Below are 26,635 nucleotides of genomic sequence, written 5' to 3'. Positions count from 1 at the left end.
TCCCCGATAAGGTCTTGCCGTCAGGCGCGGTTTCAGTCACCATCCTCTCAAATCATATAAAAATCAGAGGATGCCATCATGAAATCGCGCCGGATTGCCGCGTTTCTGGCTTTGGGAAGTGCCTTTGCGGCCTCGGTGCCCGCCCATGCCAGCATGAATCTCGATACCGAACCCGTCGCGCTTGCGCGGCAGGTTTCGGCGACCAGCCCGGACGGCGTGGTCGCGGCGCTGCGCTCGCTGGGCTATGGCGCCGATCTGACCGCCGATGACGCCGGCGAACCGCTGATCAACGCGCGCATCGGCAAATGGCAGACGTTCGTGCTGTTCTATGATTGCGACGCGAAGATGCACGACAATTGCCAGTCGTTGCAGTTCAGCGCCAGTTTCACGCCCGACAAGCCCTTCGGGCCGCAGGAAGCGGCGGCCTTCGCGCGCGACTATCGGTTCGGCGCCCTGACCATTGGCACCGACAAGTCGGTCGTGCTGTCTTGGGATGTGGTGACCGGAGGCGGCCTTGATTCGTCGGTGTTCCGCAAGGTGGTCGAAAACTTCAGCTTCGCCCTGGATAACGTGGGCGCGCTGGCGTTCAACGAGGATACCGGCGCGGATGCGAAGCGGCCAGCGGGCCGCCTTATCGCTTCCGGCTCTCGCCCTTGACGTTCTTGAGCGAAGCGCCGGCAAGTTCGGGCCAGCGTTCTTCCCAATCGTGAAGGTCCCAGTCGGCCGGCCGTTCGAAGCTCAGAATGTCGTCCTGCGTTTCGGCCAGGTTGATGTCTTCCGGCTCGATTGTCATGCCGGGCGTGGTGCTGGCGAAAGCGCGCACCGTGGGGCGTTCCGGGTGCTTGCGGTGCGTTTCGATCACGATCGCAAGCCGGTCGCCGGGAATCCGCACCAGTGAGCCGACCGGATAGACGCCGACCGAGCGCACGAACGCGGCCAGCACATATTCGTCGAAATGGCCGTTCCAGCTCAGCATCTCGTGGATCGCTTCGGCCGGTGTCCAAGGAGCCTTGTAGGGGCGGTCCGACGTGACGGCGTCATAGACATCGCACACCGCGCCCATGCGCGAGAGCAGCGTGATCTCGTCGCCGCTCAGCCGGTGGGGATACCCGGTGCCATCGACCTTTTCGTGATGATGCAGCGCCACGTCCATGACCAGCGCCGACAGCGTATCGTCCTTGCGCAGTACGGAATGCCCGCGTTCGGGATGCTCCCGCATCGAGGCGAACTCGGCGTCGGTCAGGCGTCCGGCCTTGTTCAGGATCGAATCATCGATCGCCATCTTGCCGATATCGTGCAGCAAGCCGGCCATGCCGGCCTCACGCACCTTTTCCTCGGAGAAATCCAGTTCGCGGGCAAGGTTGATCATCAGCGCCGAGACGGTCACCGAATGCATGTAGGTGTATTCGTCCTTGCGCTTCAGTCGCAGCACCGACGTGAGCGTGGAATTGTTGCGCGACAGCGAATCCGCGATTTCGTCCACCAGCGGTCCGAGCTTTTCGGCATCGATGGTATCGCCCGAGCGAACCTGCTTCAGAAGCTGGGACATCAGGCGACGCGCAAGGTTCACGGTCTTGCGCGCGCGGCCGAGTTCGGCTGCCATGGAGCAAGTTTCGGGCGCGGCGGGCTTCTGGCGCGCTGCCGGTGCGATCGGAGCGAGCCGTGGCTTGGCGCTTTTGCGCGAGGTCGCGCGGGGCGGCGCAGGCTGGGGCGCGGGTGCGGCGGCGGGCGGAGGAGCGGGCTGGTTCGCGGCCTTGGGAGGGTCGACCTTGATGTCGAGACCCTTGTCGGTATCGATGATCACGCCGGAAATCCGCGCAGAGCGCAGCGCGTCCACATCGTCGCTATGCTCCAGAAGGAACTTACCACGCCAGAACGGGTGGAAGAACCACACGCCCTTGATGGCATGAATCCACATGCCGGCGCGGACCTGATCCTTCTCAATCTGCTTTAGCGCCATTGGCAACCGACCTTCATATTCAAAGCCTGACCCAAACTGCTCCGTGCGATACGGACGCAGGTTCGTCCGCTTCGGTTCGCGTAACATTCAGGATGGTTCCAAATCGTAAACGTCGCGTACAAATTTGGGGGGCGTGAAAGTGCCATGTTTGCAACCCGCGCTGCGCTGGCGAGGTGCTGCCGAATATAGTACAAAAAAATCAGTAATTTGTGCGGCTTTGGCGGTGCGGCGAAAGCTGACCGCGCCATCCACCTTTTTCAATCGGAACGCCGATTGTGACAGGTGCCGCCACGCGAATCGCATCCGGCGGCACTGTCACAATCGGAGCGAGCGGTTTACCGGAACGGAGGCTCGTTAAACGCGCGCAGTTTGCGGCTGTGCAGGCGCGGGCCTTCGGCACGCAGCAGCGCGCAGGTGGTGGTGCCGATGGCCAGGTGCGCGGCGATGGCTTCCTCGTAGAACCGGTTGGCCTGCCCCGGCATCTTGATCTCGCCGTGCAGCGGCTTGTCGGAGACGCACAACAGCGTTCCGTAGGGCACGCGGAAGCGATAGCCCTGCGCCGCGATCGTGGCGCTTTCCATGTCGATGCCGACCGCGCGCGACAGGCTGAACCGCCGTGCGGACTGGGTGTAGCGCAACTCCCAGTTGCGATCGTCGGTCGTGACGATCGTGCCCGTGCGCATACGCTTCTTGAGGTCCGCGCCGCCGGTGCCACTGACCATCTCCGCCGCCTGCGCCAGCGCTCGCTGAATCTCGGCGATGGCGGGAATCGGGATTTCCGGCGGCAACACGGGATCAAGCACGTGATCATCGCGCAGATAGGCGTGGGCGAGCACGTAATCGCCGATCTTCTGGGTGGGGCGCAGCCCGCCGCAATGGCCGATCATCAGCCAGGCTTCGGAGCGCAGCACGGCCAGGTGATCGCAGATCGTCTTGGCGTTGGACGGGCCGACGCCGATGTTGACGAGCGTGATGCCTGAACGATCGGGAGCGATCAGGTGGTAGGCCGGCATCTGGTGCCGCCGCCAGGCGGTGTCGGACAGGCGCGCACGGGCGTTGTCGACCGGCGCATCAAGGTACAGCCCGCCCGCGCCCGACAGCGCGATGTGATGGCCATCGCCCACCTGTTGCGCCGCCCAGTCCACGAATTCATCCACATAGCGGTGGTAGTTGGTGAACAGCACGTAGCGCTGAAAATCGTCGGGCCGCGTGCCGGTGTAATGCGCCAGCCTTGCCAGGCTGAAATCGGTGCGCAGGCCATCGAACAAGGACAGCGGCAGCAGTCCTTCGTATTCGGGCACGTCCAGCCCGTCGGCAATCTCGTCGCCGATGCGGGCCAGTTCGGTGGTGGGGAAGTGCTGCGCCAGATCCTGCGGCGTCACCCCGCTCATCTGAGCGCCGTCGCTGCCGTCCAGCACGTAGGGAAACGGGATTTCCTGCCGGGACGGGCAGACTTCGATCCGCACTTCGTAGTCGGACAGGATCAGCGCGAGCTGCTCCGCCAGGTAGTCCTCGAACAGGGCCGGGCGCGTGACGGTGCAGGCATAGGTGCCGCGCTCTATCAGCCGGCCGAACGAGCGTGTCGAATGGTCGCCCAATGTCTGCCCATCGAAGTGGATGCGCAGTTCGGGATAGCAGTAGCTGCCATCGTGGCGCCGTTCGGGCGGGGGCGGGGTGCCTTGCGTGGCGAAAGCGGCGATATCCGCCCGCAGGCAGGCCACGGCGGCGTCGAAAATGCGGGAAAGCTCGGTGATGATCGTTTCAGGTGTATCCATCGGCAGTATGTAGCGCGCAATCGGTGACGCTGCAAAGACGGCTTATGCCGCCACGGCGGAGAGGACCGCTATGGCCGGAGCGGCGCCGGGAGGATAAGGAGGCGCGATGCGGTTGCTGGCGAATATCGGTGCGGGGATGGCGCTTTTGCTGGCGCTGTCCGGCTGCGCAGGTGGCGGTGGCGGCGGTTTCCGCCCGGTCAGCGATACGCCGGTGCGGATCGGCCCGGCCTATACCGTGCGTGGGCAGACTTACGTGCCCGCCGCCAGCCCCACCTATGATATGCTCGGCTACGCCAGTTGGTATGGCCATGAATCGGGCAACCGCACCGCCAACGGGGAGGCGTTCATTCCCGGCTGGGTCACCGCCGCGCATACCACGCTGCCGCTGCCGAGCTACGTGGAAGTTACCGCGCTTGATAGCGGCCGCCGGATCATCGTGCGGGTCAACGATCGCGGACCGTTCGCCGGCCGCGCGCGGATCATCGATTTGTCGCGCGGCGCGGCGGAACAACTGGGCGTGCGCGCGCAGGGCCAGGTAGCGGTGCGCGTGCGCCGGGTGGAACCTTCGGAGGATGACCGCGCGCGCCTGCGCCGGGGCCAGCCCGCGCGCCCGCTGCCGCCCGTTCCCGAACCGATCCTGCGCAACCTGCGCGGCCAGCTTTCGGCGGCGGGGTTCTGACACAACAAAAAAGGGGCACCCGTGGGGCGCCCCTTTTCCGTTTGCTTGTCGCGAAGCGATCAGGCTTCCGCGGCGCGTTCTTCCAGCAGTTCCGCCGGGATTTCGCCGGGTTCGAGGTTCGGATCGACTTCCTCGGTGAAGCCGCCGGCTTCGTTGTCGAACATCGCGTCGATCACGTTGACGCCCTGCGACTGGAGTTCGGCTTCGTCCGGCGAACGGGCGACGTTCACCTTGACCTGAACCGAAACTTCCGGGTGCAGCGCAACGCGGACCGGGAACACGCCGATGGTCTTGATCGGGCGTTCGAGAACGATCATCGCCTTCGACACCTTGGCACCCTGATCGACCAGGGCTTCCACGATATCGCGGACCGAAACCGAACCATAGAGATGGCCGGCGTTCGACGACGCGCGGATGAGCACGACTTCCTTGCCTTCGACCGAACCGGCTTCCTTGCCAGCTTCTTCGCGGCGGGCCGCGTTATCGGCCTCGATGCGGGCGCGGTTGGCTTCGAAGACCTTGCGGTTGGCTTCGTTGGCGCGCAGCGCCTTCTTGTTGGGCAGCAGGTAGTTGCGCGCGTAGCCGTCCTTGACGGTCACTTCGTCGCCGATGGTGCCCAGCTTCTCGATGCGCTCGAGCAGGATGATCTGCATGGGTAGCGCTCCTTACTTGACGATGTAGGGCAGCAGGCCGATGTGCCGGGCGCGCTTGATCGCCTGGCTCAGCTCGCGCTGCTTCTTGGCCGAAACCGCGGTGATGCGGCTGGGGACGATCTTGCCACGTTCGGACATGAAGCCCTGCAGCAGGCGCACGTCCTTGTAGTCGATCTTCGGCGCGTTCTTGCCCGAGAACGGGCAGCTCTTGCGGCGGCGGAAAAACGGACGAGCCATCTCTTATTCCCCTTCGCGTTCGCGGCGACGGCTACGGTCGCGTTCGTTCTTGCGCATCATCACCGACGGGCCGCCTTCGTGCTCGTCCACGCGGATCGTCATGTAGCGGATGACGTCTTCGTTGATCTGCGTCTGGCGCTCCAGCTCGGCCACCACGCCGGCGGGGGCGTCGATGTTGAGCATCACGAAGTGCGCCTTGCGGTTCTTCTGGATCTTGTAGGCCAGCGAACGGAGGCCCCAGGTCTCGGTCTTGGTGACCTTGCCGTTGTTGCTCTCGACGATTTCGGTGGCGGTGGCGGCAAGCGCATCGACCTGAGCCTGGCTCAGATCCTGGCGCGCCAGAAAGACATGCTCGTAAAGCGGCATGCTTCGCGTCCTTTCATCTTCTAACCGATCGCTGGCTGATCCGCGGGATTGCGGGGCCCCTCCGGCTTTCTTCGAATCCCGTAAGCCACGGGAAGCTGCGGCCCTTAGCGGATTCCGGGCGGAACGCAAGGGACTTCAGCCCGTTCGCCGGCTTGATCGCGCGTCGCCGAAGGGGCCATAATAGCACGAAACAACTCCGGGAGGATGTCTGATGCCCGTTACCGTCGATCGCGAAGGAGCGGTTGCCATCGTCACGCTCAACCGGCCGGAGGCGATGAACGCGCTGTCGCGCGCCATGCGGGCCAGCCTTGCCCGCGCCATGCAGGAACTGGACGGCGACGACGGCATCCGCGCGGTGGTTCTGACCGGAGCAGGGGAGCGCGCCTTCACCGCCGGGCTGGACCTCAAGGAACTGGGCGCGGACACGTCCAACCTGGGCGCGGCCAACGCCGAGGCAGCGGAGGAGAATCCGGTGCGGGCGATCGAGCAGTGCCGCAAGCCGGTGATCGGCGCGATCAACGGCGTCGCCATCACCGGCGGGTTCGAACTGGCGATTGCCTGCGACATCCTGATCGCGTCCGAAAACGCGCGCTTCGCCGATACCCATGCGCGCGTGGGCATCATGCCGGGCTGGGGCCTTTCGCAGAAACTCTCGCGCCTGATCGGCATCGCCCGTGCCAAGGAGCTTTCGCTGTCGGGCAATTTCATCGATGCGCGCACTGCCGCCGATTGGGGGCTGGTCAACCGCGTGGTCCCGCCGGCGGACTTGCTCGCCACGGCGAAGCGGCTGGCGCACGACATCGCCGGGGCTGATCCGGCGATGGTCACTGCCTACAAGAAGCTGATCGACGATGGCTATGCGCTGCCGTTCGGCGAGGCGATCGCGCTGGAACATCGCGTGTCCGTGGCGGCCAACAGTCAGGTCAGCGCCGGTGACGTCGAGGCGCGCCGCCGTGCGGTGATCGAACGCGGCCGCAGCCAGAAGGGGTAAGCCGAACCCTTAACGCGGCACGAGGTGTGCCGTTTCGGGCACCGGGGTTACCGGCGCGCGGTCGGTGAACCAGCGGACGAGGTTTTCCACCTGCAACGCGCCCATCGCCGCGCGCGTCCGTTCTGAACCCGAGCCGACATGTGGCAGCAGCACCGACCGGGGATGGGCAAGCAGGCCTTCGGGCACCTGCGGTTCGTGCGCGTAGACGTCGAGCCCGGCGGCGAGGATGGTGCCATTCGCCAGCGCCGCTACCAGCGCGTCCTCGTCCACGATCGAGCCACGCCCGATATTGACGAGGATGCCGTCCGGGCCGAGTGCCGCGAGCACCGCGGCATCGACCATCTTGTCGGTCTCGGCCGTTCCCGGCGCGGCGACGATCAGCACGTCGCACGCCTGCGCCAGCGCACGGGCATCGGGATACCACGGGTAATCCACGCCTAGCTGCCGGGTCCGTCCGTGGTAGGCGATTTCCACCCCGAACCCTTCCAGCCGCCGCGCGATCGCCTTGCCGATGGCGCCGAGCCCGAGGATGCCCACGCGCCGGCCGCGCAGCGAGGGGGACAGGCGGAAGCGCTCCTGCGGCCACAGCCCGGCGCGCAAATGCCGTTCGGCTTGCGGGATCTGCCGGATCGTCGCCAGCAGCAGGCCCAGGGCGAGGTCCGCCGTCTCGTCCACCAGCACGCCGGGGGTGTTGGTCACGATCGCGCCGGCTTGCACGGCGGCGGCGACGTCCACGTTGTCGTAGCCCACGCCGAAGCTGGCGATGATCTCCAGCGCGGGCAGGCGTTCTATCAGGTCGGCGCGGACCTTGCCGAACAGTGTGGTCGTGGCGATTCCCCGGATCCGCGCGCCGTGTGCGGCGAAAAAGGCGTCCGGATCGTCCTGCTCCCACAGCCGGTGCGCGGTAAAGGTTGTTTCCAGCGCCTCGGTAACGCCCGAGCGGATCGGGGCGGTGACCAGAATCTCGATGCTCTGCAAGGCGTTGGGCAAGGCGTTGGGCAAGGGGTTGGGGGACGTCATGTGCCGCTCATGGATCGGCGGTGTGGATCAGGCAAGCCCATGGTTCCTTGCAGTGTGCGAGAGGTGTATCGGTAGCGACGGGCCGGGGGCGAGTCCGTATCTCCGGTCGATGGAGAGACGTTGCAATGAACAAGGCTATCCTGCTGGCGCCCGCTCTGGCGCTGTCGCTTGCCGTTACCCCCGCATTCGCCGCGACCACGATCCTGACCGCGACGCTGGCCGGCGCCAACGAGCCGGCGGGCGGCGATCCTGACGGCACGGGTTCGTTCCGCGCCGAACTCGATCCCGACAGCGGCGATTTCTGCTACACGCTGTCTGGCGCGAAGATCGCCAAGCCGACCATGGCCCACGTGCACACCGGCGCGGCCGGCGTCGATGGGCCGCCGCTGGCCACGCTGGAAGTCACCGGGCCGACCAGCGATGCCTGCATCGCCATGGAGCCGGACCAGATCAAGAAGATCCTCGCCGACCCGGCGGGGTTCTATGTGAACATCCATACCGACGATTTCCCCAAGGGCGCGGTGCGGGGACAGCTCGCCAAGCCGTGATCTTCGCGAGGCAGGGAGCAAGGCGCTTCCCACCCCCAGCCCCTCCCGCAAGCGGGAGGGGAGCGAGACTTGCGTCGCCGCAGGCGGCGTTAGTCGCAGCGGGGTGGGCAATCCAAGCGTCTCGTTCGCAGCGATACAATCGCCCTGACGCAAATGGAGGCCGGCATCGCTGCCGGCCTCCACTGCCGCCGCCCTCAGGCGGGTTCCTTCGCCAGACCGGCCTTCTGTCCGAAAGCGTGCCATCCGGGGCGCGAAGCCCCTAGGCCGTTGCCTGGGCGATGCTTGCGCATACCTTCGGCAACTGACGCTTCCTGCATCCGGGCCGGATCCTGCCGGCGGGGCAGGTGCGGCGTTGGTTCCCGCAGCCGGCCTCGCGGCCATGGGCGGGCGTTTTTCCTTCGTGTCCGGGCACCGCTCCCTCGGGTCGAGCCGAGAAAGGCGCGCCGTCGGACGGACCCCCGCGGGTCTGAAGGATTGGCGCTGCGTTCCGCTTTCGCCGTGGCCGGACCTTTCGCGCCGGGTGGAGGCAGAGCCCTTGCCGCGCGATACGCCCTGCTGGCGTCACCGTTGCACTCGCCTTACCGATTTGTCCGGTCACACTTCCCCGCTTCGCCGGGCACGGATGATACCCTGCGGCCGATTGAAACGCGTACTTTCCAGATCGGGTCTCTGGAGAAAAACTCCTGAATTCATCGGCTTGCGCTTCAGATTTCGGGTCGCTTTCCCTTTCGACAAGCCAATGCTGCGCCTGCGGTCTGAGTCGCGCAAGCGGAAACCCCGGAAGTTATCCACAGGCGATCGGTTTTGCGGTGGACAACTTGAACCAGCCCCGTCAGAGAGGCCGGTTTTCGTTTTCTGATTCGGGTGCTGACTGGTTCCCGACCGCTTAGCGATCCCGCTGGGCCAGCAGACGCAGGCGCAGCGCGTTGAGCTTGATGAAGCCGGCCGCGTCCTTCTGGTCATAGGCGCCGGCATCGTCCTCGAACGTCACGTGCCGTTCCGAATAGAGGCTGTCGGGCGACTTGCGGCCGACCACCGAGGCAAGACCCTTGTAGAGCTTGAGCCGCACGGTGCCGTTTACGCGCGCTTGCGAATGATCGATCGCGGCCTGCAGCATCTCGCGCTCGGGCGCGAACCAGAAGCCGTTGTAGATCAGCTCCGCATACTTGGGCATCAGCTCGTCCTTGAGGTGCGCGGCCCCGCGGTCGAGCGTGATCGATTCGATGCCCCGGTGCGCGACGGCGTAGATCGTGCCGCCCGGCGTTTCGTACATGCCGCGGCTCTTCATGCCGACGAAGCGGTTCTCGACGAGGTCGAGCCGGCCGATGCCGTGCTTGCGGCCGAGTTCGTTGAGCGCGGTCAGCAGCGTGGCCGGGCTCATTGCCTCGCCATTGAGCGCTACGCCATCACCCTTCTCGAAATCGATGGTGATGTATTCCGGCTGGTCGGGCGCGTCTTCCGGGTTGACCGTACGCGAATAGACGTAGTCCGGCGTCTCGTCCCACGGGTTCTCCAGCACCTTGCCTTCGGACGAGGTGTGCAGAAGGTTGGCGTCGGTGGAGAACGGGCTTTCGCCGCGCTTGTCCTTGGGCACGGGGATCTGGTGCTTTTCCGCCCAGGCGATCAGCGCGGTGCGGCTGGTGAGGTCCCATTCGCGCCAGGGGGCGATGACCTTGATCGAGGGATCGAGCGCATAGGCCGAAAGCTCGAAGCGGACCTGGTCGTTGCCCTTGCCGGTGGCGCCGTGGGCGACCGCGTCGGCGCCGGTTTCCTTGGCGATCTCGATCAGGCGCTTGGAAATCAGCGGCCGCGCGATCGAGGTGCCGAGCAGGTAATCGCCTTCGTAGCGGGCGTTGGCGCGCATCATCGGGAACACGAAATCGCGCACGAATTCCTCGCGCAGGTCGTCGATGTAGATGTGCTCGGCCTTCACGCCCATCAGTTCGGCCTTGGCGCGCGCCGGCCCGAGTTCCTCGCCCTGTCCGAGATCGGCGGTGAAGGTCACCACCTCGCAATTGTAGGTCACCTGCAGCCACTTGAGGATGACGGAGGTGTCAAGGCCGCCGGAATAGGCAAGGACGACGCGCTTGATATCGGACATGATCGGCGATTCCCCGTGAGATAAGCGCGCGGCGCGTAACAGGACGGGGGCCGTATCGCAAGCGGCCGGCCCATCCGGACCGGCCGCGCAGGAAAGCGGTGGTTGAAGGGCGCCGTCAGTCCGAGTTGGTCAGCAGCGTCTTCCAGATCAGCCCACCGATCGCCGCGCCCGCCAGCGGCGCCACCCAGAACAGCCAGAGCTGGTGGAGGGCGTCGGTGGTGGCGACGAAGGCCACGCCGGTCGAACGCGCCGGGTTGACCGAGGTGTTGGTCACCGGGATCGAGATCAGGTGGATCAGCGTGAGCGCGAGGCCGATGGCGATCGGCGCGAACCCGGCCGGAACGGCGGAGGACGTCGATCCCAGGATCACGATCAGGAAGCCGGCGGTCAGTATCGTTTCGATCAGCAGCGCCGCGTGCAGCGAATAGCCGCCGGGCGAGAGCGCGCCATAGCCGTTCGAGGCGAAGCCGCCCGCTTCGAAGCCGGGCTTGCCGCTGGCGATGGCATAGAGCGCCGCCGCGGCGATCACCGCGCCCAGCACTTGCGCGATCCAGTAGGGGATCAGGTCTTTCCAGCCGAAACGCCCGGCGACGGCGAGGCCCAGCGACACGGCCGGGTTGAAATGCCCGCCCGAGATGCCGCCCACCGCATAGGCCATGGTCAGCACCGTCAGCCCGAACGCCAGCGCCACGCCGGCGAACCCGATGCCGAGTTGGGGGAAGGCGGCGGCCAGCACGGCCGATCCGCACCCGCCGAACACAAGCCAGAACGTGCCGAATCCCTCGGCAGCCAGTCTCTTGATCATGATCGTTCCTCTCCACTTACCCGGGGTTTTCCCCTTTTGGTATCGTTGCCGCGCGGGCTGGCTATTCCGCCGCCTGCTTCAGCGCGGGATCGAGATGCCAGGCCGGCGCTGTATCGTTGGCGCGCAGGCGGGCGCTTTCCTCCACCATCCGGTCGCGGATCATCGGGATCGCGTCGCGCCGCTTCACGTACTGGAGCTGCCAGTTGACCAGCCCGCCATAGCGGAACGCCTGCTCCGCCCCGGCCAGGTAGAATTCCCACATGCGGTAGAACCGCTCGTCATAGAGCGCCACGATCTCGTCGCGGTGCAGCCGCGTGCGGTTGTACCATTCCTCCAGCGTGTGCGCGTAATGGAAGCGCATGGCTTCCACGTCGGTCACCTGCCAGCCGGCCTTCTCGCTCTCGCTCACCAGTTCGGACAGCGCGGGGATGTAGCCGCCGGGGAAGATGTACTTGCGCGTCCAGGCGTCTGTCTTGCCGGGAGGGCCGGCGCGGCCGCAGCAATGCGAGAACATCACGCCATCAGGCTTGAGCAGGCGGTGGGTATGCTCGAAGAACGCCGGATACTGCGGCGTGCCCACATGCTCCAGCAGACCGACCGAGGTGATCCGGTCGAATTCGCCCTGCACGTCGCGATAGTCCATCAGCTCGAACTTCACGCGGTCGGCCACGCCCAGCTCGGCCGCGCGTTCGCGGCAGAACTCGATCTGGTCGGGCGCGAGCGCCACGCCCAGCACGTCCACGTCGTAATGCCGGTGCAGATAGAGCGCCAGGCCCCCCCAGCCGCAGCCGATATCGAGCACGCGCTTGCCCGAAGAGGTGGCGCGGTCGAGATTGAGCTTGGCCGCGATGTGCGCCTTCTTGTCGAGCTGCGCCTGTTCCAGGCTGATCGCCGGATCGCGGTAATAGGCCATGGTGTATTGCCGGTCCTCATCGAGGAACAGCTCGTAGAGCCGGCGGGTGAGGTTGTAGGTATATTCGGCGTTCTTGCGGGCCGAGCGCCGGTCGTTGAAGCTGTCGACCGTGGCGGCGACCCGGTCCAGCAGCTTGCGCAGCGGCCCCTTGGCGCCCAGCGCGCGCTCGTGATCGCCTTCGGCATTAAGCGCCACGAACAGCACCAGATCGCGGATGTCGTGCGGCGGTTCGATCACCATCCGCCCGTCCATATAGGCCTCGCCGGCGCCCACGCGCGGATAGCGCGCGATGTGCGTCGAGGCGCCCTTGTCGGTCAGCCGGATGCGCAAGGGCGCGTCCGTGCCCTGCCCATAGGCGTATTCCTTGCCATCGTGATCGATGACGATGAGCCGACCCTTGCGGATCAGCCGGCGAAGCATCTGGTCAAGCAGCCACATCGACATGGGAGACTATGGCAAAGCGGAGGCGAGGCAAGGGGGAATCGAACCATGTGGCGGGCGATGGTGTGGGTTGGGCGGGGCGGTCACCGCGCGCATCCTTCGACAGGCTCAGGATGAGCGGATTTGGTTGGAAGCCGGCGCCGACCGCAAGAACGATCCCACTGCCACACCCACTCATCCTGAGCTTTTCGAAAGATGCGAGCATGAGCGATCTGGCCCACACTCCAACATTTCCCTTTCCTACCCCCGCCCGCCGTGGCAACCCTCCGCGCATGATTTCAGCCGGAACCGCTTTTCCGTCTGCGCGGGAGCGTATTTGTGCGCCCGCGATGCCGGCTGAACGGTGATTGACGATGTTTCTCAGGACCGTGTCAACTTCGTCAACTTCGCTGCCAACCCCAACAAGGACACCCCTGTTCATGCGCCGTATTCTCCTGGCTTCCGCGACCCTTGCCGCGCCGTTCCTGCTCGCCGCCCCGGCCCAGGCCGATGAAGGCATGTGGACGTTCGATGCCTTTCCCGCCGCGACGATGAAGAAGGATTACGGCTGGGCGCCCGATCAGAAATGGCTCGATCGCGTGCGTGCCTCCGCCGTGCGGTTGACCGGCGGCTGTTCGGCCAGCTTCGTTTCGCCCGATGGCCTGATCCTCACCAACCATCACTGCGTGGTCGAATGCGCGCAGAACCTTTCGACGCAGCAGGCCGATCTCGTCGCCAACGGCTTCATCGCCGCCCGGCGCGAGGAGGAGCGCAAGTGCCCCGGCCAGCAGGCCGAGGTCGTTACCGCGATCACCGATGTGACGGCGGACGTGAAAGGCGCGATCGGCGCGCTGGCGGGCGAGGCGCTGGTCAAGGCGCGCGACGCCAAGATCGCCGAGATCGAGAAGGCGGGTTGCAAGGATACGGCGACCACGCGCTGCCAGGTCGTCACGCTGTTCGGCGGCGGTCAGTACAAGCTCTACACCTATCGCAAGTATTCCGACGTGCGCCTGGTCTGGGCGCCCGAGTTCCAGGCCGCGTTCTTCGGCGGCGATCCGGACAACTTCAACTATCCGCGCTATGCGCTCGATGCCTCGTTCCTGCGGGCCTACGAGAACGGCAAGCCGGTAAAGGTGGCGGCGTTCCTCAAGTGGAGCCCGCGCGCGCCGCAGCCGGGCGAGGCGACCTTCGTGGTCGGCAATCCGGGTTCCACGCAGCGCCTGTTCACGTCCGACCAGCTGGCTTTCCAGCGCGCGGTTTCGCTGCCGCTGAACAACCGCGTCCTGTCCGAACTGCGCGGACGCCTGCTTTCGGCGATGGAGCAGAGCGCCGAACGCAAGCGTGAAGGCGGCGATACCCTGTTCGGCATCGAGAACACCCTCAAGGTGTTCATCGGCCGTGAGCAGGCGCTGAACGATCCTGCGTTCGTCAAGGTGCTGGCCGATAACGAAGCCGCGCTCAAGGCGAAGGCCGCTGGCAACGCGGCGATCGGCAATCCGTGGGGCGATGTCGCCAAGGCCGTCGGCGCCTATCGCGATCTCTACCTGCCCTATCGCTTCATCCACCCGATGAGCGACCTTTACGATTATGCGCAGTCGCTGGTGCGTGCCGCGGACGAACGGGCCAAGCCCAATGCCGAGCGGCTGCCCGGCTTCACCGATTCGCAGCTGCCCCTGCTGGAAAAGGAAGTGCTGGACGAACGGCCGATCTATCCGTGGCTGGAGCAGCTCAAGCTGGAATGGAGCCTGTCCAAGGCGCGCGAGGCGCTGGGCGCGGACGATGCGCAGACCAGGCTGATGCTCGGCCGGGAATCGCCCGAAGGGCTGGCGGCGCGGCTCGTGGGCGGCACCACGCTGGCCGATCCGGCGGTGCGCAAGGCGCTGTGGCAGGGCGGCAAGGCGGCGATCGATGCGTCCACCGATCCGCTGATCGCCTATGCCCGCCAGCTCGACGCGCGCGATCGCGAACTCCAGAAGCAGGTCGACGAACGCTATCAGGGACCGTTGGCCGCCGCCGGCGCAAAGCTCGCCGATGCGCGTTTCGCTGCCTATGGTGACAGCGTCTATCCCGATGCCACGTTCACGCTGCGCATCAGCTACGGCAAGGTCGCGGGCTGGAAGGAGCGCGGGCAGGACGTGGCCCCGGTAACCACCATGGGCGGCGCGTTCGCGCGCGCCACGGGGGCCGATCCGTTCGTGCTGGCCAAGGCTTTCGTTGCCAACGAGGCAAAGATCGACAAGTCCACGCCCTATGACTTCGTGACGACCAACGACATCATCGGCGGCAATTCCGGTTCGCCCGTGGTGGACAAGGACGGCGCGGTGATCGGCGCCGCATTCGATGGCAACATCCATTCGCTCGGCGGCAACTATGGTTATCAGCCCGATGTGAACCGCACCGTGGTGGTCAGCACGGCGGCGGTGCAGCAGGCGCTGGAAAGGATTTACCCCGCTTCGGCGCTGGTCAGGGAACTTTCCGGCAAGTGAAGCGCTGACGCAGCACAGGGATCGGGGGCGGAGGTGCTGCCGCGTGCGGCACGCATCTCCGCTTCGGCCCTGCCGATGTAATCGCGCGTCAGCGGCACGGCATCGCGGTTGCGCACGATCTGGAACTGGAAGTTGACCAGCCCGCCGTATTCGAACGCGGTCGCGGCGCCGGCCAGATAGAACATCCACATGCGGTAGAACCGCTCGTCGTAGAGCTCCTCGATCCGTGCCTGGTTGGCGGCGCACCGCTTGTACCATTCGCGGATGGTCAGGCCGTAGTGCCGGCGTAGGATCTCGATATCGCCCAGCATCAGCTTGTGTGGCTCGATCGCCGCCAGCGTCTCGCTCATCGCCGGGATATAGCCACCGGGGAAGATGTATTTCCGGGTGAAGGCATCGGTGCCGCCCGGCGGATCGGACCGGCCGATGGTGTGGAGCAGCATCACGCCGTCGTCCGTCAGAAGATCGTGGCACTTGCGGAAGAAGGCGGGGAAGTTGGCCGCGCCGACATGCTCGAACATGCCGACCGAGACGATCCGGTCGAACCGCCCGGTGACGTCGCGATAATCGGTGAGGCCGAAGGTCACCTTGTCCGCCACGCCCTCGCGTTCCGCCCAGGCCTTGGCATAGGCGATCTGTTCCTTGCTCAGCGTCACGCCGTGGACGTCCACGCCCGCCACCCGGTGCAGGTGGAGCGCCAGGCCGCCCCAGCCGCAGCCGATGTCGAGCACGCGCATCCCCGGCTTCAGCGCCAGCTTGGCGGCGATGTGGTCCATCTTGGCGATCTGCGCCTGCTCCAGCGTGGTGACGCCGTCCGCCCAGTAGGCGCAGGAATACTGCCGGCTGGCATCGAGGAACAGGTCATAGAGCGGATCGCCCAGGTCATAGTGATGCGCCACGTTGCGGCGCGAGGCGGTGCGCTGGTTGATCTGGTCGATCCGGCTGACGATCCGTTCGACGATCCGGCCGCCCAGCCCCTTGGCCTCGAAATCGCCCGAGCGCTCCCAAGGATTGTTGCGCCGCGCGAACGTGATGAAGTCCAGGATGTCGCCGCCCTCGATGGCGATGCGGCCGTCCATGAAGGTTTCGGCAAGGCCCAGCGTGGGGTGCCGCGCGATATAGCCGGGCACGCCCGCGTCCAGCAGGCGCAGACCGAGATCCGGCCAGCCAGGTTCCGCCGTGCCATAGGTGCGGACCTTGCCGGAGTGTTCGGTCAGGGTGAGCGTACCCCGGCGGATGATCCGCCTGAGCACGCGGTCCAGCAGCAGCATCGACATCGCGGGCGACCTCATTTCGGTGTTCGAGGACGCAGCCTAACGATGGTTAGGCGGATTGGGGACAGGAAATTGCGCCGCAAACCCGATAGATAGACCGGATCGGCTGAACCTGCCTGTTCCTTCAGCCGAGCGCCGCCTGCTTTTCGTCCGCCAGCCGGTCGAGTTCCGCGCGGCTCATCTTCTGCGCGGCGGTCTTGAGCTGGCCGCAGGCCGCATCGATGTCGCGGCCACGCGGTGTGCGCACCGGGGCGCTGATGCCGGCTTCGAACACGATCTCGGCAAAGCGCTTGATCCGCTCCGGCGTCGAGCATTCATAGGGCGCGCCGGGCCAGGGATTGAACGGAATCAGGTTGACCTTGGCGGGCAGCTTGTATTGCCGGATCAGGCGCACGAGTTCGCGGGCGTCGTCGTCGCTGTCGTTCTTGTCCTTCAGCATTACGTATTCGAACGTGATGCGCCGGGCGTTGGACGCGCCGGGGTAATCGGAGCAGGCCTGCAACAGCTGATCCAGACCGAACTTGCGGTTGATCGGCACGATCTCGTCGCGCACGTCCTTGGTCACGGCGTGGAGCGAGACGGCCAGGTTCACGCCGATTTCCTCGCCGCAGCGTTCCATCATCGGCACCACGCCGCTGGTGGACAGGGTGATGCGTCGCTTCGACAGGGCCAGGCCATCGCCATCCATCACCAGCTTCAGCGCATCGCGCACGTTGTCGAAGTTGTAGAGCGGTTCGCCCATGCCCATCATCACGATGTTGGTGAGCAGGCGCCCGTCGGAAGTATAAGTCCGCTCGTCCTCGTCTTCCTCGAGGCCTGCCATCGACCCCTTGGGCCATTCGCCCAGCGCATCGCGCGCCAGCATGACCTGGCCGACGATCTCGCCGGGCGTGAGGTTGCGGACCAGGCGCATCGTGCCGGTGTGGCAGAAGCGGCAGTTGAGCGTGCAGCCCACCTGGCTGGAGACGCACAGCGTGCCCCGGTCGGCATCGGGGATGAACACCATCTCGAAGTCATGGCCGTCTGCCGTCTGGAGCAGCCACTTGCGCGTGCCGTCGCTGGAAACCTGGGCGGTGACGATCTCGGGCCGGCCGATGACGAAGCGTTCCGCCAGCCACGGGCGCATGGTCTTGGCGATGTCGGTCATCGCGTCGAAATCGGTGACGCCGCGATGGTACAGCCAGTGGAAAACCTGCTTGGCGCGCAGCTTCGCCGCCTTGGCGTCCAGCCCGGCTTCGGCGAACAGTTCGGCGATGCGCGGGCGGGGAAGACCGATCAGATCGACGCGCCCGTCAGCGCGTGGCGTAACGTCGCGAGGAACGGGAACCGGATCGACGTGTCCGGGGATCGGCATGATCGGAATGGCTGTCATGGCTGGCCATATACGGATTTTCCTCGAAATCGCCAGTCCCGAGGGAAACGCGAACATCGACGGTGGAATCTCCGCTCGCACGCGCGCGAACATGACGGGCGCTGACGGGTTCCCCCGTCCGTCCCGCGCACAGGGAGCCTCACCGCACGGGGTGTTGTAAAAATATCGCAGCATTTTCGTTGTGTTAGGTTCATGAAACAAGCTGCGCCTTCATCCATTCGAGAAGTCCTGTCGGGTCGCAAAACCGACAGACAACAAGCGAATGGAGTGAACAATGAAGACTATCTGCGCCATCCTCGCCACCGGCACCGCGCTTGCGCTGGCAGCCCCCGCGTCCGCGCAGGAGGCTGCCCCTTCGGAAACCTTCAAGGGCCCGCGCGTCGGCGTGACGCTGGGCTACGACAAGAGCCGGTCGGGCAGCAGCGTCGACATCGACAATACCCGCAATTTCAAGCAGTCGATCGATGGCCTGCTCTATGGCGGCGAGATCGGCTATGACGTGCCGCTGGGCAGCAACCTTGTGGTCGGCGCCGATGCGGAACTGACCGACAGCACCGCAAAGTGGACCGCGCAGGGCGCGCGCCCCAACACGTTCAACCTGGGCCGGGTTTCGGCTGGTCGTGACGTCTATGTGGGCGCGCGGGTCGGTTATGCGATGTCGCCCAAGACACTGCTCTACGTGAAGGGCGGTTATACCAACGCCCGTTACGGCGTGCTTGGCAGCGATGGCACGACCACGCTGGACCAGCGGATCGACCTCGATGGCTACCGCGTCGGCGGCGGTCTGGAATATGCGTTCAGCCCGAAGACCTTCGGCCGCATCGAATACCGCTATTCGCACTACGGCAAGGGCGAGTTCGATTTCGGCGGCCAGACGCCGGACAGCAGCCGCTTCAACGTGGATACCGACCGTCACCAGATCGCGGTGACCTACGGTCTGCGCTTCTGACGGAAGCAGGCTGATCCGCTTGCGGGCGGGAAGGGCGGGCCGGGGGAAACTCCGGCCCGCTTTTCCATGCGCGAACGCCCGCTTTTCCATGCGCGAACGATTGTGCGGGATTGTTCTACCGCCCGGCACATCCCAGCGCGGCAGCGTCCATCGCGCTGGCCGCGCCGGGAAGGCGATAGGTATCGCGAAACAGCCGGCCATCGCGCCCGCGGGCAGAGACTGTCATTTCGCGCGCAGATCGCAACGCGGCGACGATGGCCGCATCCATGCGCGGGTCCTGCGCCCAGGCATCGGCCTGCCCGGTCGCCAGTTCGAACGACTGGCCACCCAGCGACAGCACCGCACGGCCGCTTGGCCCGATCCGACGCGAAAGGCGGATGTGGATTTCGTTGCGGGCGTTGCGCCGGGGCCAGATGCCAACGGTAAAGAAGGGCTGGAAATCGCGCGGGCGGCCAGTGACGGGCTGCGCCATGGCGATGGCGTAGCAGCGCGGCACGGCGGCATCGCGGAAAGCGCCCCAGTCGTTCCAGATGCCCAGGCTGTCGCGCGCCGTGGCCGGCGCGGCGGGCAACAGGCCGATCAGGCAGGCCCCGATCAGACAGGCAGGGAGCAGAAGGCGGCGCAAGAGCTATTCCCCGATGAGGTCGAGATAGGCGATCACGTCATTGTCGGTCGCCAGGAACAGGCCGTCCTGCACCGCCTCGGACTGCGCGGCGGCGATGTCCAGCGCCTTGGTCAGCGGGCCGTAGAACAGCGTTTCCGCCGCGCCGCCTTCGGGGCCGCCATCCAGATGGTAAAGCCGCACCGTCGCGTCGTCATGGGTGGTGCGCATCAGTCCGTCTCGCGCCCGGTGTCGCGCAGCGCTCCATCAAGCAGGCGTTCCGCGCGCGCCGTCTCCAGCGCATCGCGCTGCTTTTCCGCCTTGGTCCGGCCGAACTTCGCGCGGTTGGACGCCGCCTGTCCCTGCGCCGCATCGCGGGCCTTGGCCTTGCGGGCAAGGCGCAGGTTGACGACATCGCCCATCAGGCGTGCTCGATTCCGCGTTCGGCGCCGAACAAAACCCGTTCCCGGCCACCTTCGATCAGCGCCACCGATCCCTGCACCAGCGACGGCGCGATCGGCACGCCATGATCGGGGTGGACCGGATAGCCGGCCATCATCCCGCGCAGCACGCGGCTGGAAATGCCGTGCATGACCACGATGTGATCGCGCCCGTCGGTGAGCCCTTCGTACTCGATGGCGTCCAGCCAGCATTCGAGCCGGCTGGCTATGGCGGGATAGTCCTCGCCATCGGGGGCGGGGCGCAGCAGGTGATCGGCCAGGATCACCGGCCCTTCCTCCGCTTCCACATCGGCGTAGCGGCGTTCGCACCACGATCCCATGTCGATTTCCTTGAGCGCGTTCGACCGGCGCGCCTCGAACCAGTCGAGTTCCAGCGCCTCGGCGATGATCGCCGCGGTCTGCAGCGCGCGCCCGGTTTCCGAGATGTGCAGCACCACCGGCGGCCGCGCGCCCAGTTCCTCGCGCAGTGCCTTGCCCATGGCCAGCGCCTGTTCGAAGCCCTGCCGCGTCAACGGGGTATGGATGTGGTTGGACTGGAGCCGGGCGGAGGCGTTGTACACCGTTTCGCCGTGGCGCATGATGAAGAAGCGGCCGGATTTCATGCGCCGCTGGTATCAGCAAAGCGCGGCACATTCCAAGGGGTCAGGCGGGATCGGGGTAGGAGATGGAGACGATTTCCCACTCCTTCTCCCCGCCGGGCAGCCGCACCACGCGCAGATCGCCCACCCGTGCGCCGCGCAGGGCACGGGCGATCGGGGCGCTCCAGCCGATCCGTCCGGCGCTCGCGTCCTGCTCGTCGTCGCCCACCAGAGTTAGCACCTTGCGGTTGTCATCCTCGTCCGCGATCTCGGCCGTGGCGCCGAACAGTACGCGCGAACGGTCTTCCTGCCGTGCTGGGTCGACCATCCGCGCAGCCTTCATTCGCCGCGCCAGCCACGCCAGTTCGCGGTCGATCTCGCGCATCCGCTTGCGGCCGTAGAGGTAGTCCCCGTTCTCGGACCGGTCCCCGTTGCCGGCGGCCCAGCTCACCACCTCGACGATCTGCGGGCGTTCGGTGCCGAGCAGATGATCGTACCGCGCGCGCAGGGCGGCGAGGCCGGCGGGGGTTATGGGATTGCCGTCTGGTTTCATCGGTGCGGTATTAGCCCAAGCGCCGTGTCTGGAAAGAGGATTTGGTTCACGCAACCGCGCCTGCGCGCGAACCCAAATCAGCCGGGAGACGCTTTGCCGAGGAAGTGGCTCATCGGATTGGCGCCGGTGTAGCTTGCCTTGTCGGGGTTCATTGCCTCGTAGACCACCGCGTTTTCCAGCACGCGCTGCACGTAGTTGCGCGTTTCCGAAATCGGGATGCGTTCCAGCCAGTCGACCCAGGCGATGCCGCCGCTGCGGGGATCGCCATTGGCGCGCAGCCACTTGTTCACGTTGCCCGCGCCGGCGTTATAGGCGGCGACGGCCAGCGGATAGCTGCCGTTGTAGTAGTTCATCAGCCGCTGGAAATAGGCCGATCCCAGCTGGATGTTGAATCCGGCATCGTCGATCAGCGCCTGCGAGCTGAACGAAAGGCCCAGCTTGCCGGCCTGTTCGTTGGCGGTGCCGGGCATCAGCTGCATCAGCCCGCGCGCGCCGGCATGGCTGATCGCGTTCTGCGCGAACTGGCTTTCCTGCCGCGTGATGGCGTGGACCATCGTCCAGGTGTCGCGGCTGTTGTCGGGCACGGGAATCAGCGGGAAGGCAATGTGCTGGAAATCGAGGTAGCCGCGCGCACCGGCGGCTTGCCCCACGATCACGCCCAGATCGCGCCGGCCCAGCGACCGGGCAAGGTCCGCCACCAGCATGTGCTGCCCTTCGCTCTGCTGCTGTTCCGCGATTTCCTTGAAGAAGCGGACGGTGGTGCGCCAGTCGGCATTGCGGGCGACTTCGCGCACGGCCTGCGTGATCGGCGCGTTCTGGAAGCGGGCGCGTTCGCCCGGAGTCGGTTGCGCGGTCGAATCCACGGCAAAGCGCGGCACCGGCTTGCCCAGCCGTTCCAGCGCGAGCAGGCCATAGAACTGGTCGGCATATTGCGCGGCCATGGCGAAATAGCGCTGCGCGTCGGTCCCGCGCCCCGCCTGTGCCGAGGCAAGCCCGGCCCAGTAGAAGCCCTTGGATCGCGTGCCCGGCGTGCGCGCGGCGGCGCCATAGCGGTAAAACAGAGGGGCCGCGTCGCTGCCCGCCCCCAGGTTCCACAGCGCCTGCGTGCCGCCGAGCCACATCAGCGAGGTATAATCGTCGCGCAGGTCATAGGGCATCTGGCTGACGTCTTCGCCCTGATCGAAGGCATCGTCTATTCCCGCCGCGATTCGCACGGTGCTGCGCGAATCGCCGGCCGATGCCGCGCCGCGCGCGTTGATCAGCAGTTCATCGACCCACTTGGCACGATCCAGCGGCTTGCGCGCGAGCGGCGGCCGGCTGGAGAGCAAGGCCCGCGCCGAGACACCGTCGCCGTTCTTCCGCAACTGGCGCACGCGCTGGTAAACGAAGCCCGGATCGCTGTTCAGAACCTGTCCGTTGATCCCGGCGGCCGCGGCATAGGGGTCGGTTCCCTGCAGCGCGGCAAGGCGTGCCGCGTCGATCGGACGGCGCGCCGGCGAAACCCAGGCGAGTTCGCGCGCCGCCTGGCCTGCCGCGCCGGCCCACAGCAGCGCGTCCATGCGCGCGTCATGATCGTCTTGCGTGAAGGTGGTGCCCCAGCCCGCCAGCAGCGAGGATTCGGCCGAATCGCTCATCGCTCCGCCGCGCCATGCGGCCCTGGCGACTTGCGCGGCTTCAGGCCGGCCCAGCGCTTGCAGCGCCAGCGCATATTGCGCGCGGCCGGGATTGGTCAGCGGCGGTTCCCGGTCGAAGAACGCCACCAGCCGCGCGGGATCGGCGAAATCCCGGTCCAGCGCGCTTTCCGCATAGCGGCGCAGCTTCTCCTCGTCAGGGAAGCCGGGGTAGGAGAGCACGAAGCCCGCATAATCGTTGAAGGCAAAGCGGTTCGACGAGGTCAGCAGCTTCCAGCGTTCGACGGCGAACGACATCGGCCCCTGTTGCGAGGCGGACAGTTGCGCGCGCGCCTGGTCCCACGCGCTGCCGTCATTGTCGCTCGCGTGGCAGGCGACGGATGCGGCGAGGCCCGGCAGGACCAGCGCGGTACAGGCGAATTTGCGAAGCACGGTTTTCACGTCCATGCTGGACATCCTATGGAACGGCTCCTTATCAGGCGCTGAACATGCCCGGTTCGTCGGTCAAAACCAACCACAACGGGGCGATCACCGCCGTTCTTGCGGCAAAATGAGGAACAAAGTCCATGTTTTCCGGCTCCATTCCGGCTCTGGTGACTCCTTTTCGCGACGGAGTGTTTGACGAGAAGGCGTTTCGCCGCCTTGTCGACTGGCAGATCGAGAATGGTTCGAAAGCGCTGGTTCCGTGCGGCACCACTGGCGAAGCCTCCACGCTGTCGAACGCGGAACACCACCGCGTGATCGAAGTCTGCGTGGAGCAGGCAGCGGGGCGCGTGCCGGTGATCGCGGGCTGCGGCAGCAACGATACGATGAACGCGCTGCTGCACATGACGTTCTCGCGCAAGAGCGGCGCGGCGGCGGCGCTGTGCGTCGCGCCTTATTACAACCGGCCGAGCCAGGCCGGCCTGATCGCGCATTTCAGCTATCTGGCCGAGCACAACGAACTGCCGATCATCCTCTACAACGTGCCCGGTCGCACGGTGACCGACATCCTGCCGGAAACGGTGTGCGAACTGGCCAAGCGCTACCCGGACAAGATCGTGGGCATCAAGGACGCCAGCGGCGATCTTTCGCGCGTTACCGATCACCGCATGGGCATCGGCAAGCATTTCTGCCAGCTTTCGGGTGATGACGAGCTGGCTCTGCCCGCCAACGCGGCGGGCGCGGTGGGCTGCATTTCGGTGACCGCCAACGTCGCGCCCAAGCTCTGCGCCGAATTCCAGCAGGCCTGCGCCGACAACGACATCGCCAAGGCGCGCGAGCTGAACGACCGGCTCTATCCGCTGCACTACGCCATGTTCGAGGACGCTTCGCCGGGGCCGCTCAAGTATGCGCTGACCCGGGTGCACGACTGGATGACCGAGGATATGCGCCTGCCGCTGGTGCCGTGCAGCGATGCCGCGCGCAAGGCGGTGGATGCGGCGCTGGAGCACGCCGGACTGGTGTGACCCTCCTCGTTTTCGTGCCATAGTCTCGTCATTACGGGCATAGCGAAGCAATCCAGAGTCCCGCGTGAAACTTCTGGATTGCTTCGCTGCGCTCGCAATGACGATGGTCGGTTGTGAACGGTCGGAGCGTCAGTTCATGTACCAGCCGTGGCTGGCCACGAGCGATTGCCCGGTCAGCGCGTTGGTGGGGAAGGCGGCCAGGAACAGCGCGACTTCGGCGATGTCGTCGACCGTGGTGAATTCGCCATCCACGGTCTGGCCGAGCATGACCTTCTTGATCACGTCCTCTTCGGAAATGCCGAGTTCCTTGGCCTGTTCCGGGATCTGCTTGTCGACCAGCGGCGTGCGTACGAAGCCGGGGCAGATCACGTTGGTGCGCACGCCCTTCGGTCCGCCTTCCTTGGCGATCACCCGCGACAGGCCAAGCAACCCGTGTTTGGCGGTGACATAGGCGGACTTCAGCGGCGAGGCTTCCTTGGAATGGACCGAGCCCATGAACAGCACGGTGCCCGACCCCTGCTTGTACATGTGCGGCAGCACCGCCTTCGAGGTGAGGAAGGCGCCGTCGAGGTGGATCGCCAGCATCTTCTTCCAGTCCGCGAAGGCGAACTGTTCCACCGGGTTGACGATCTGAATGCCCGCGTTGGAGACCAGCACGTCCACCGTGCCCCAGGCATCGACCACCTGCTGGACGCCGGCATTGACCTGATCTTCCTGCGTCACGTCCATCGCCACCGCGATCGCCTGGCCGGGATGGTCGGCGTTGATGCCGTCGGCCGCCGCCTGCGCCGCCTCGATCTTGAGGTCGGCGATCGCGATCTTGGCGCCCGCCGCGGCATAGCGCTTCGCGATGGCGAGGCCGATGCCGCTGGCCGCGCCGGTGACGATGCAGACCTTGTCCTTGAGTTCCATTTACTTGCTCCGGTTGCTTTAGGGGCGGTCCCCGAAAAGATTCTGAGATTCAGGCGAGATCCAGCGTGGCGATGCCCCGGGCGGGCGGGTGCCGCTTCTTCCAGCGCGGGCTGGCGAAGGAACGGCGCACGTCGTGCATGCCCGCCTGCCAGTGGCCTTCCATCGTCATGCGCGAAAATTCATAGTCCTTGCTCTGCGTTTCGTAATCCTCGCCCCGGTTGATGAGATGCAGGATGGTGACGGGGCTGTCGCACGAATTGGCGCGCAGCAGCGCCACGTCGGGATCGTTACGCAAGTCCTCCGGCAGCTTGTCCGCCAGCCGCGCGGCGGCGGCTTCGAGCGCCTCGATCCGCTTCTGCATGTCGGTGTTGAGCCGGGTGCGGCTGGAATAGCGGATGTCCTTCTCGCGCTGCGCGGCTTCCGCCAGCGTGCGCGGCATCAGCCCGCGCGCGCTGAACAGGTCCACCTGGAACACCAGCAGCGGGCGCCCGTTCCTTTCGTCGAGCACGTATTGCAGCGGCGTGTTGGAAACGATGCCGCCGTCCCAGTACGGCTCGCCGTCGATCATCACCGGCGGGAAGCCCGGCGGCAGCGCGCCGCTGGCCATGATGTGTTCGGGTTCGATCAGCCGGTCGCGGTTGTCGAAATAGGCGAAGTTCCCGGTCAGCACGTTGACCGCCCCCACGCTGAAACGAATTGGCCCTTCGTTCAGCAGGTCGAAATCGACGAGATCGAGAAGGGTCTGCCGCAACGGAGCGGTATCGTAGAGGCTGATCGCTTCGGGCGATCCGGGCAGCGCTAGCCACGGCGGGGTCAGGCGGGGGGCGAAAAAACCGGGGATGCCGGTTAGCGCCACTGTTGCCGCCGCTGCCTCGTTGAACACGCGCCGTCCCCATCCTTCCGCGAAAGGCGAGGGGAAGGGGACGCGCGAGGACGCCTGTTCCCAGAACTCGCGCAGCCGCCGCGCGCGCCGTTCGGGCGGGTTGCCGGCGATGAGCGCCGCGTTGACCGCGCCGATCGAGATGCCGGCGATCCAGTCCGGATCGTGCCCGGCTTCGGCCAGTGCCTCGAACACGCCGGCCTGGTAGGAACCGAGCGCGCCGCCGCCCTGGAGGACGAGAACGACTTGTTCCCGGTCATCCGCCTGATTTCGGTCTTCAGATTGCCGGACCTTCGATCTGGCCATGCGCTGCTCCGCTTGCGAATCCCCGCAGAGGAAATCCCGGTCCGGTTTGTGCACTGCAACGAAGGAAGTGCAAGAGCGGTTCCCGTGCCGGCGACCTTGTTTCGCACCGTTTCGGGCGGGAGCGGCCGCTATTTGCCTGCGGGGTTCCAATTCGCCCGCCGCGCACCTACATGCTCGATACCATGGCCCGTCCGACTCCCGTTGCTTTCGACAAGAAGAAGATCGTCGCAGAGAACCGCCGTGCGCGTTTCGATTACCATATCGAGGACGTGTACGAGGCGGGAATCGTGCTGACCGGCACGGAAGTGAAATCGCTGCGCTTCGGCGAGGGATCGATCGCCGAAAGCTATGCCGAGGTCAAAGGCGGCGAGGTGTGGCTGATCAATTCCAACGTGCCCGAATTCAGCCACGGCAACCGCTTCAACCACGAGCCCAAGCGGCCGCGCAAGCTGCTGCTGAAGGAACGCGAGATTTCCAAGTTCCACGGCGCGGTGGAACGCAAGGGCATGACGCTGGTGCCGCTGTCGGTCTATTTCAACGGCCGGGGCCGGGCCAAGGTGGAACTGGCGCTGGCCAAGGGCAAGAATGCGGCGGACAAGCGGACTACGATCAAGGAACGCGACTGGAAGCGCGAAAAGGCGCGGATCATGAAGGAGCACGGCTGACGCGCTTCACCGGTTCGAAAGCGGGGCAGGGCTAGAGCGGCGAAATCGGCC

Annotated in this window: 27 protein-coding genes; 8 read left to right on the top strand and 19 right to left on the bottom strand. The window is 65.9% G+C overall.

Going from position 1 to position 26,635, the window contains the following annotated elements; genetic code table 11:
• Window positions 1–78: 78 nt before the first annotated feature.
• Window positions 79–657 carry a YbjN domain-containing protein gene (locus NMD1_RS17210; RefSeq protein WP_223806536.1) on the top strand — a complete coding sequence of 193 codons (579 nt, stop codon included), beginning with the start codon at window positions 79–81 and terminating at the stop codon, window positions 655–657.
• Here the strand turns inward: NMD1_RS17210 and NMD1_RS17205 are convergent.
• Window positions 632–1,960, bottom strand: coding sequence for an HD-GYP domain-containing protein (locus NMD1_RS17205; RefSeq protein ID WP_125955914.1), 1,329 nt, complete (start codon window positions 1,958–1,960; stop codon window positions 632–634). The genes NMD1_RS17210 and NMD1_RS17205 overlap by 26 nt on opposite strands.
• 335 nt (window positions 1,961–2,295) lie before the next feature.
• Window positions 2,296–3,735: an AMP nucleosidase gene (locus tag NMD1_RS17200; protein ID WP_125955911.1), complete on the bottom strand. Its 1,440-nt coding sequence runs from the start codon at window positions 3,733–3,735 to the stop codon at window positions 2,296–2,298.
• Window positions 3,736–3,841: 106 nt separating this feature from the next.
• Here NMD1_RS17200 and NMD1_RS17195 point away from each other — a divergent pair, with 106 nt between their 5' ends.
• A complete protein-coding gene (locus NMD1_RS17195) occupies window positions 3,842–4,414 on the top strand; it encodes a septal ring lytic transglycosylase RlpA family protein (protein WP_125955909.1) in 573 nt (190 codons plus the stop codon).
• Between the two features lie 59 nt (window positions 4,415–4,473).
• Here the strand turns inward: NMD1_RS17195 and rplI are convergent, their stop codons facing one another.
• The 3 genes from rplI to rpsF are packed head-to-tail and all read right to left on the bottom strand — an operon-like array spanning window position 4,474 to window position 5,670.
• A complete protein-coding gene (rplI, locus tag NMD1_RS17190; protein WP_124808700.1) occupies window positions 4,474–5,067 on the bottom strand; it encodes a 50S ribosomal protein L9 in 594 nt (197 codons plus the stop codon).
• A gap of 12 nt (window positions 5,068–5,079) precedes the next feature.
• A complete protein-coding gene (gene rpsR, locus NMD1_RS17185; protein WP_011445073.1) occupies window positions 5,080–5,304 on the bottom strand; it encodes a 30S ribosomal protein S18 in 225 nt (74 codons plus the stop codon).
• Window positions 5,305–5,307: 3 nt separating this feature from the next.
• Complete coding sequence (gene rpsF, locus NMD1_RS17180; protein ID WP_124808699.1) at window positions 5,308–5,670, bottom strand: 30S ribosomal protein S6; 363 nt, start codon at window positions 5,668–5,670, stop codon at window positions 5,308–5,310.
• Window positions 5,671–5,881: 211 nt separating this feature from the next.
• Between rpsF and NMD1_RS17175 the strand changes: the two genes are divergently transcribed.
• Window positions 5,882–6,661, top strand: coding sequence for an enoyl-CoA hydratase (locus tag NMD1_RS17175; RefSeq protein ID WP_125955907.1), 780 nt, complete (start codon window positions 5,882–5,884; stop codon window positions 6,659–6,661).
• 9 nt (window positions 6,662–6,670) lie between these two features.
• Here the strand turns inward: NMD1_RS17175 and NMD1_RS17170 are convergent, their stop codons facing one another.
• Entirely contained in the window at window positions 6,671–7,681 is a 1,011-nt protein-coding gene (locus NMD1_RS17170) for a 2-hydroxyacid dehydrogenase (protein ID WP_125955905.1), read from the bottom strand.
• 125 nt (window positions 7,682–7,806) lie between these two features.
• Between NMD1_RS17170 and NMD1_RS17165 the strand changes: the two genes are divergently transcribed.
• Complete coding sequence (locus tag NMD1_RS17165) at window positions 7,807–8,229, top strand: CHRD domain-containing protein (protein ID WP_124808696.1); 423 nt, start codon at window positions 7,807–7,809, stop codon at window positions 8,227–8,229.
• Window positions 8,230–9,115: 886 nt separating this feature from the next.
• Here the strand turns inward: NMD1_RS17165 and NMD1_RS17160 are convergent.
• The 3 genes from NMD1_RS17160 to NMD1_RS17150 all read right to left on the bottom strand — a co-directional run bounded on the left by NMD1_RS17160 (window position 9,116) and on the right by NMD1_RS17150 (window position 12,486).
• The gene (locus NMD1_RS17160; RefSeq protein WP_125955903.1) at window positions 9,116–10,330 is read right to left on the bottom strand and encodes an argininosuccinate synthase; all 1,215 of its coding nucleotides are present in this window, start codon (window positions 10,328–10,330) and stop codon (window positions 9,116–9,118) included.
• A gap of 115 nt (window positions 10,331–10,445) precedes the next feature.
• Window positions 10,446–11,135, bottom strand: coding sequence for an aquaporin Z (aqpZ, locus tag NMD1_RS17155; protein ID WP_125955900.1), 690 nt, complete (start codon window positions 11,133–11,135; stop codon window positions 10,446–10,448).
• 61 nt (window positions 11,136–11,196) lie between these two features.
• The gene (locus NMD1_RS17150; RefSeq protein ID WP_125956067.1) at window positions 11,197–12,486 is read right to left on the bottom strand and encodes a cyclopropane-fatty-acyl-phospholipid synthase family protein; all 1,290 of its coding nucleotides are present in this window, start codon (window positions 12,484–12,486) and stop codon (window positions 11,197–11,199) included.
• Window positions 12,487–12,908: 422 nt separating this feature from the next.
• On the opposite strand from NMD1_RS17150, the gene NMD1_RS17145 reads away from it, so the two are divergent.
• Window positions 12,909–14,954, top strand: coding sequence for a S46 family peptidase (locus NMD1_RS17145; RefSeq protein ID WP_125955898.1), 2,046 nt, complete (start codon window positions 12,909–12,911; stop codon window positions 14,952–14,954).
• On the opposite strand, the gene NMD1_RS17140 is transcribed toward NMD1_RS17145, so the two are convergent.
• Both NMD1_RS17140 and rlmN read right to left on the bottom strand, forming a co-directional pair.
• A complete protein-coding gene (locus NMD1_RS17140) occupies window positions 14,912–16,225 on the bottom strand; it encodes a cyclopropane-fatty-acyl-phospholipid synthase family protein (RefSeq protein ID WP_125956065.1) in 1,314 nt (437 codons plus the stop codon). The two genes, NMD1_RS17145 and NMD1_RS17140, sit on opposite strands and share 43 nt — an antisense overlap.
• A gap of 127 nt (window positions 16,226–16,352) precedes the next feature.
• Window positions 16,353–17,600, bottom strand: a complete 1,248-nt coding sequence (rlmN, locus tag NMD1_RS17135) for a 23S rRNA (adenine(2503)-C(2))-methyltransferase RlmN (protein WP_125955895.1) — start codon at window positions 17,598–17,600, stop codon at window positions 16,353–16,355.
• Between the two features lie 274 nt (window positions 17,601–17,874).
• Between rlmN and NMD1_RS17130 the strand changes: the two genes are divergently transcribed.
• On the top strand, window positions 17,875–18,549 hold the full coding sequence (locus NMD1_RS17130) for an outer membrane protein (protein ID WP_124808691.1): 675 nt from the start codon (window positions 17,875–17,877) through the stop codon (window positions 18,547–18,549).
• Between the two features lie 115 nt (window positions 18,550–18,664).
• Here NMD1_RS17130 and NMD1_RS17125 read toward each other — a convergent pair whose 3' ends face one another.
• From NMD1_RS17125 to NMD1_RS17100, 6 genes are all read right to left on the bottom strand, one after another.
• A complete protein-coding gene (locus tag NMD1_RS17125; RefSeq protein ID WP_223806535.1) occupies window positions 18,665–19,174 on the bottom strand; it encodes a hypothetical protein in 510 nt (169 codons plus the stop codon).
• 3 nt (window positions 19,175–19,177) lie between these two features.
• The gene (locus NMD1_RS17120) at window positions 19,178–19,381 is read right to left on the bottom strand and encodes a hypothetical protein (protein ID WP_125955892.1); all 204 of its coding nucleotides are present in this window, start codon (window positions 19,379–19,381) and stop codon (window positions 19,178–19,180) included.
• Window positions 19,381–19,572, bottom strand: coding sequence for a DUF4169 family protein (locus NMD1_RS17115; protein WP_125955890.1), 192 nt, complete (start codon window positions 19,570–19,572; stop codon window positions 19,381–19,383). Before NMD1_RS17115 ends, NMD1_RS17120 begins: the two co-directional genes overlap by 1 nt.
• Window positions 19,572–20,213 (bottom strand): phosphoglycerate mutase family protein, encoded by a 642-nt coding sequence (locus NMD1_RS17110; RefSeq protein ID WP_125955888.1) that lies wholly within the window; start codon window positions 20,211–20,213, stop codon window positions 19,572–19,574. The genes NMD1_RS17115 and NMD1_RS17110 overlap by 1 nt, the downstream gene beginning before the upstream one ends.
• Window positions 20,214–20,253: 40 nt before the next feature.
• The gene (locus NMD1_RS17105; protein WP_124808687.1) at window positions 20,254–20,742 is read right to left on the bottom strand and encodes a GreA/GreB family elongation factor; all 489 of its coding nucleotides are present in this window, start codon (window positions 20,740–20,742) and stop codon (window positions 20,254–20,256) included.
• A gap of 77 nt (window positions 20,743–20,819) precedes the next feature.
• Window positions 20,820–22,820 carry a lytic transglycosylase domain-containing protein gene (locus tag NMD1_RS17100; protein ID WP_233497755.1) on the bottom strand — a complete coding sequence of 667 codons (2,001 nt, stop codon included), beginning with the start codon at window positions 22,818–22,820 and terminating at the stop codon, window positions 20,820–20,822.
• Between the two features lie 119 nt (window positions 22,821–22,939).
• Between NMD1_RS17100 and dapA the strand changes: the two genes are divergently transcribed.
• Window positions 22,940–23,821, top strand: coding sequence for a 4-hydroxy-tetrahydrodipicolinate synthase (gene dapA / locus NMD1_RS17095; RefSeq protein WP_124808685.1), 882 nt, complete (start codon window positions 22,940–22,942; stop codon window positions 23,819–23,821).
• A 129-nt stretch (window positions 23,822–23,950) separates the two neighbouring features.
• Here the strand turns inward: dapA and NMD1_RS17090 are convergent, their stop codons facing one another.
• Window positions 23,951–24,733 carry a 3-hydroxybutyrate dehydrogenase gene (locus NMD1_RS17090; protein ID WP_125955883.1) on the bottom strand — a complete coding sequence of 261 codons (783 nt, stop codon included), beginning with the start codon at window positions 24,731–24,733 and terminating at the stop codon, window positions 23,951–23,953.
• A 49-nt stretch (window positions 24,734–24,782) separates the two neighbouring features.
• A complete protein-coding gene (locus tag NMD1_RS17085) occupies window positions 24,783–25,919 on the bottom strand; it encodes a patatin-like phospholipase family protein (protein WP_125955880.1) in 1,137 nt (378 codons plus the stop codon).
• Window positions 25,920–26,101: 182 nt separating this feature from the next.
• On the opposite strand from NMD1_RS17085, the gene smpB reads away from it, so the two are divergent.
• On the top strand, window positions 26,102–26,584 hold the full coding sequence (gene smpB / locus NMD1_RS17080; protein WP_124808682.1) for an SsrA-binding protein SmpB: 483 nt from the start codon (window positions 26,102–26,104) through the stop codon (window positions 26,582–26,584).
• The last annotated feature ends 51 nt before the right edge of the window (window positions 26,585–26,635 follow it).

Source organism: Novosphingobium sp. MD-1, from assembly GCF_001014975.1.
Taxonomy (GTDB): domain Bacteria; phylum Pseudomonadota; class Alphaproteobacteria; order Sphingomonadales; family Sphingomonadaceae; genus Novosphingobium.
This window is presented reverse-complemented; position numbering and strand designations above follow the sequence as displayed.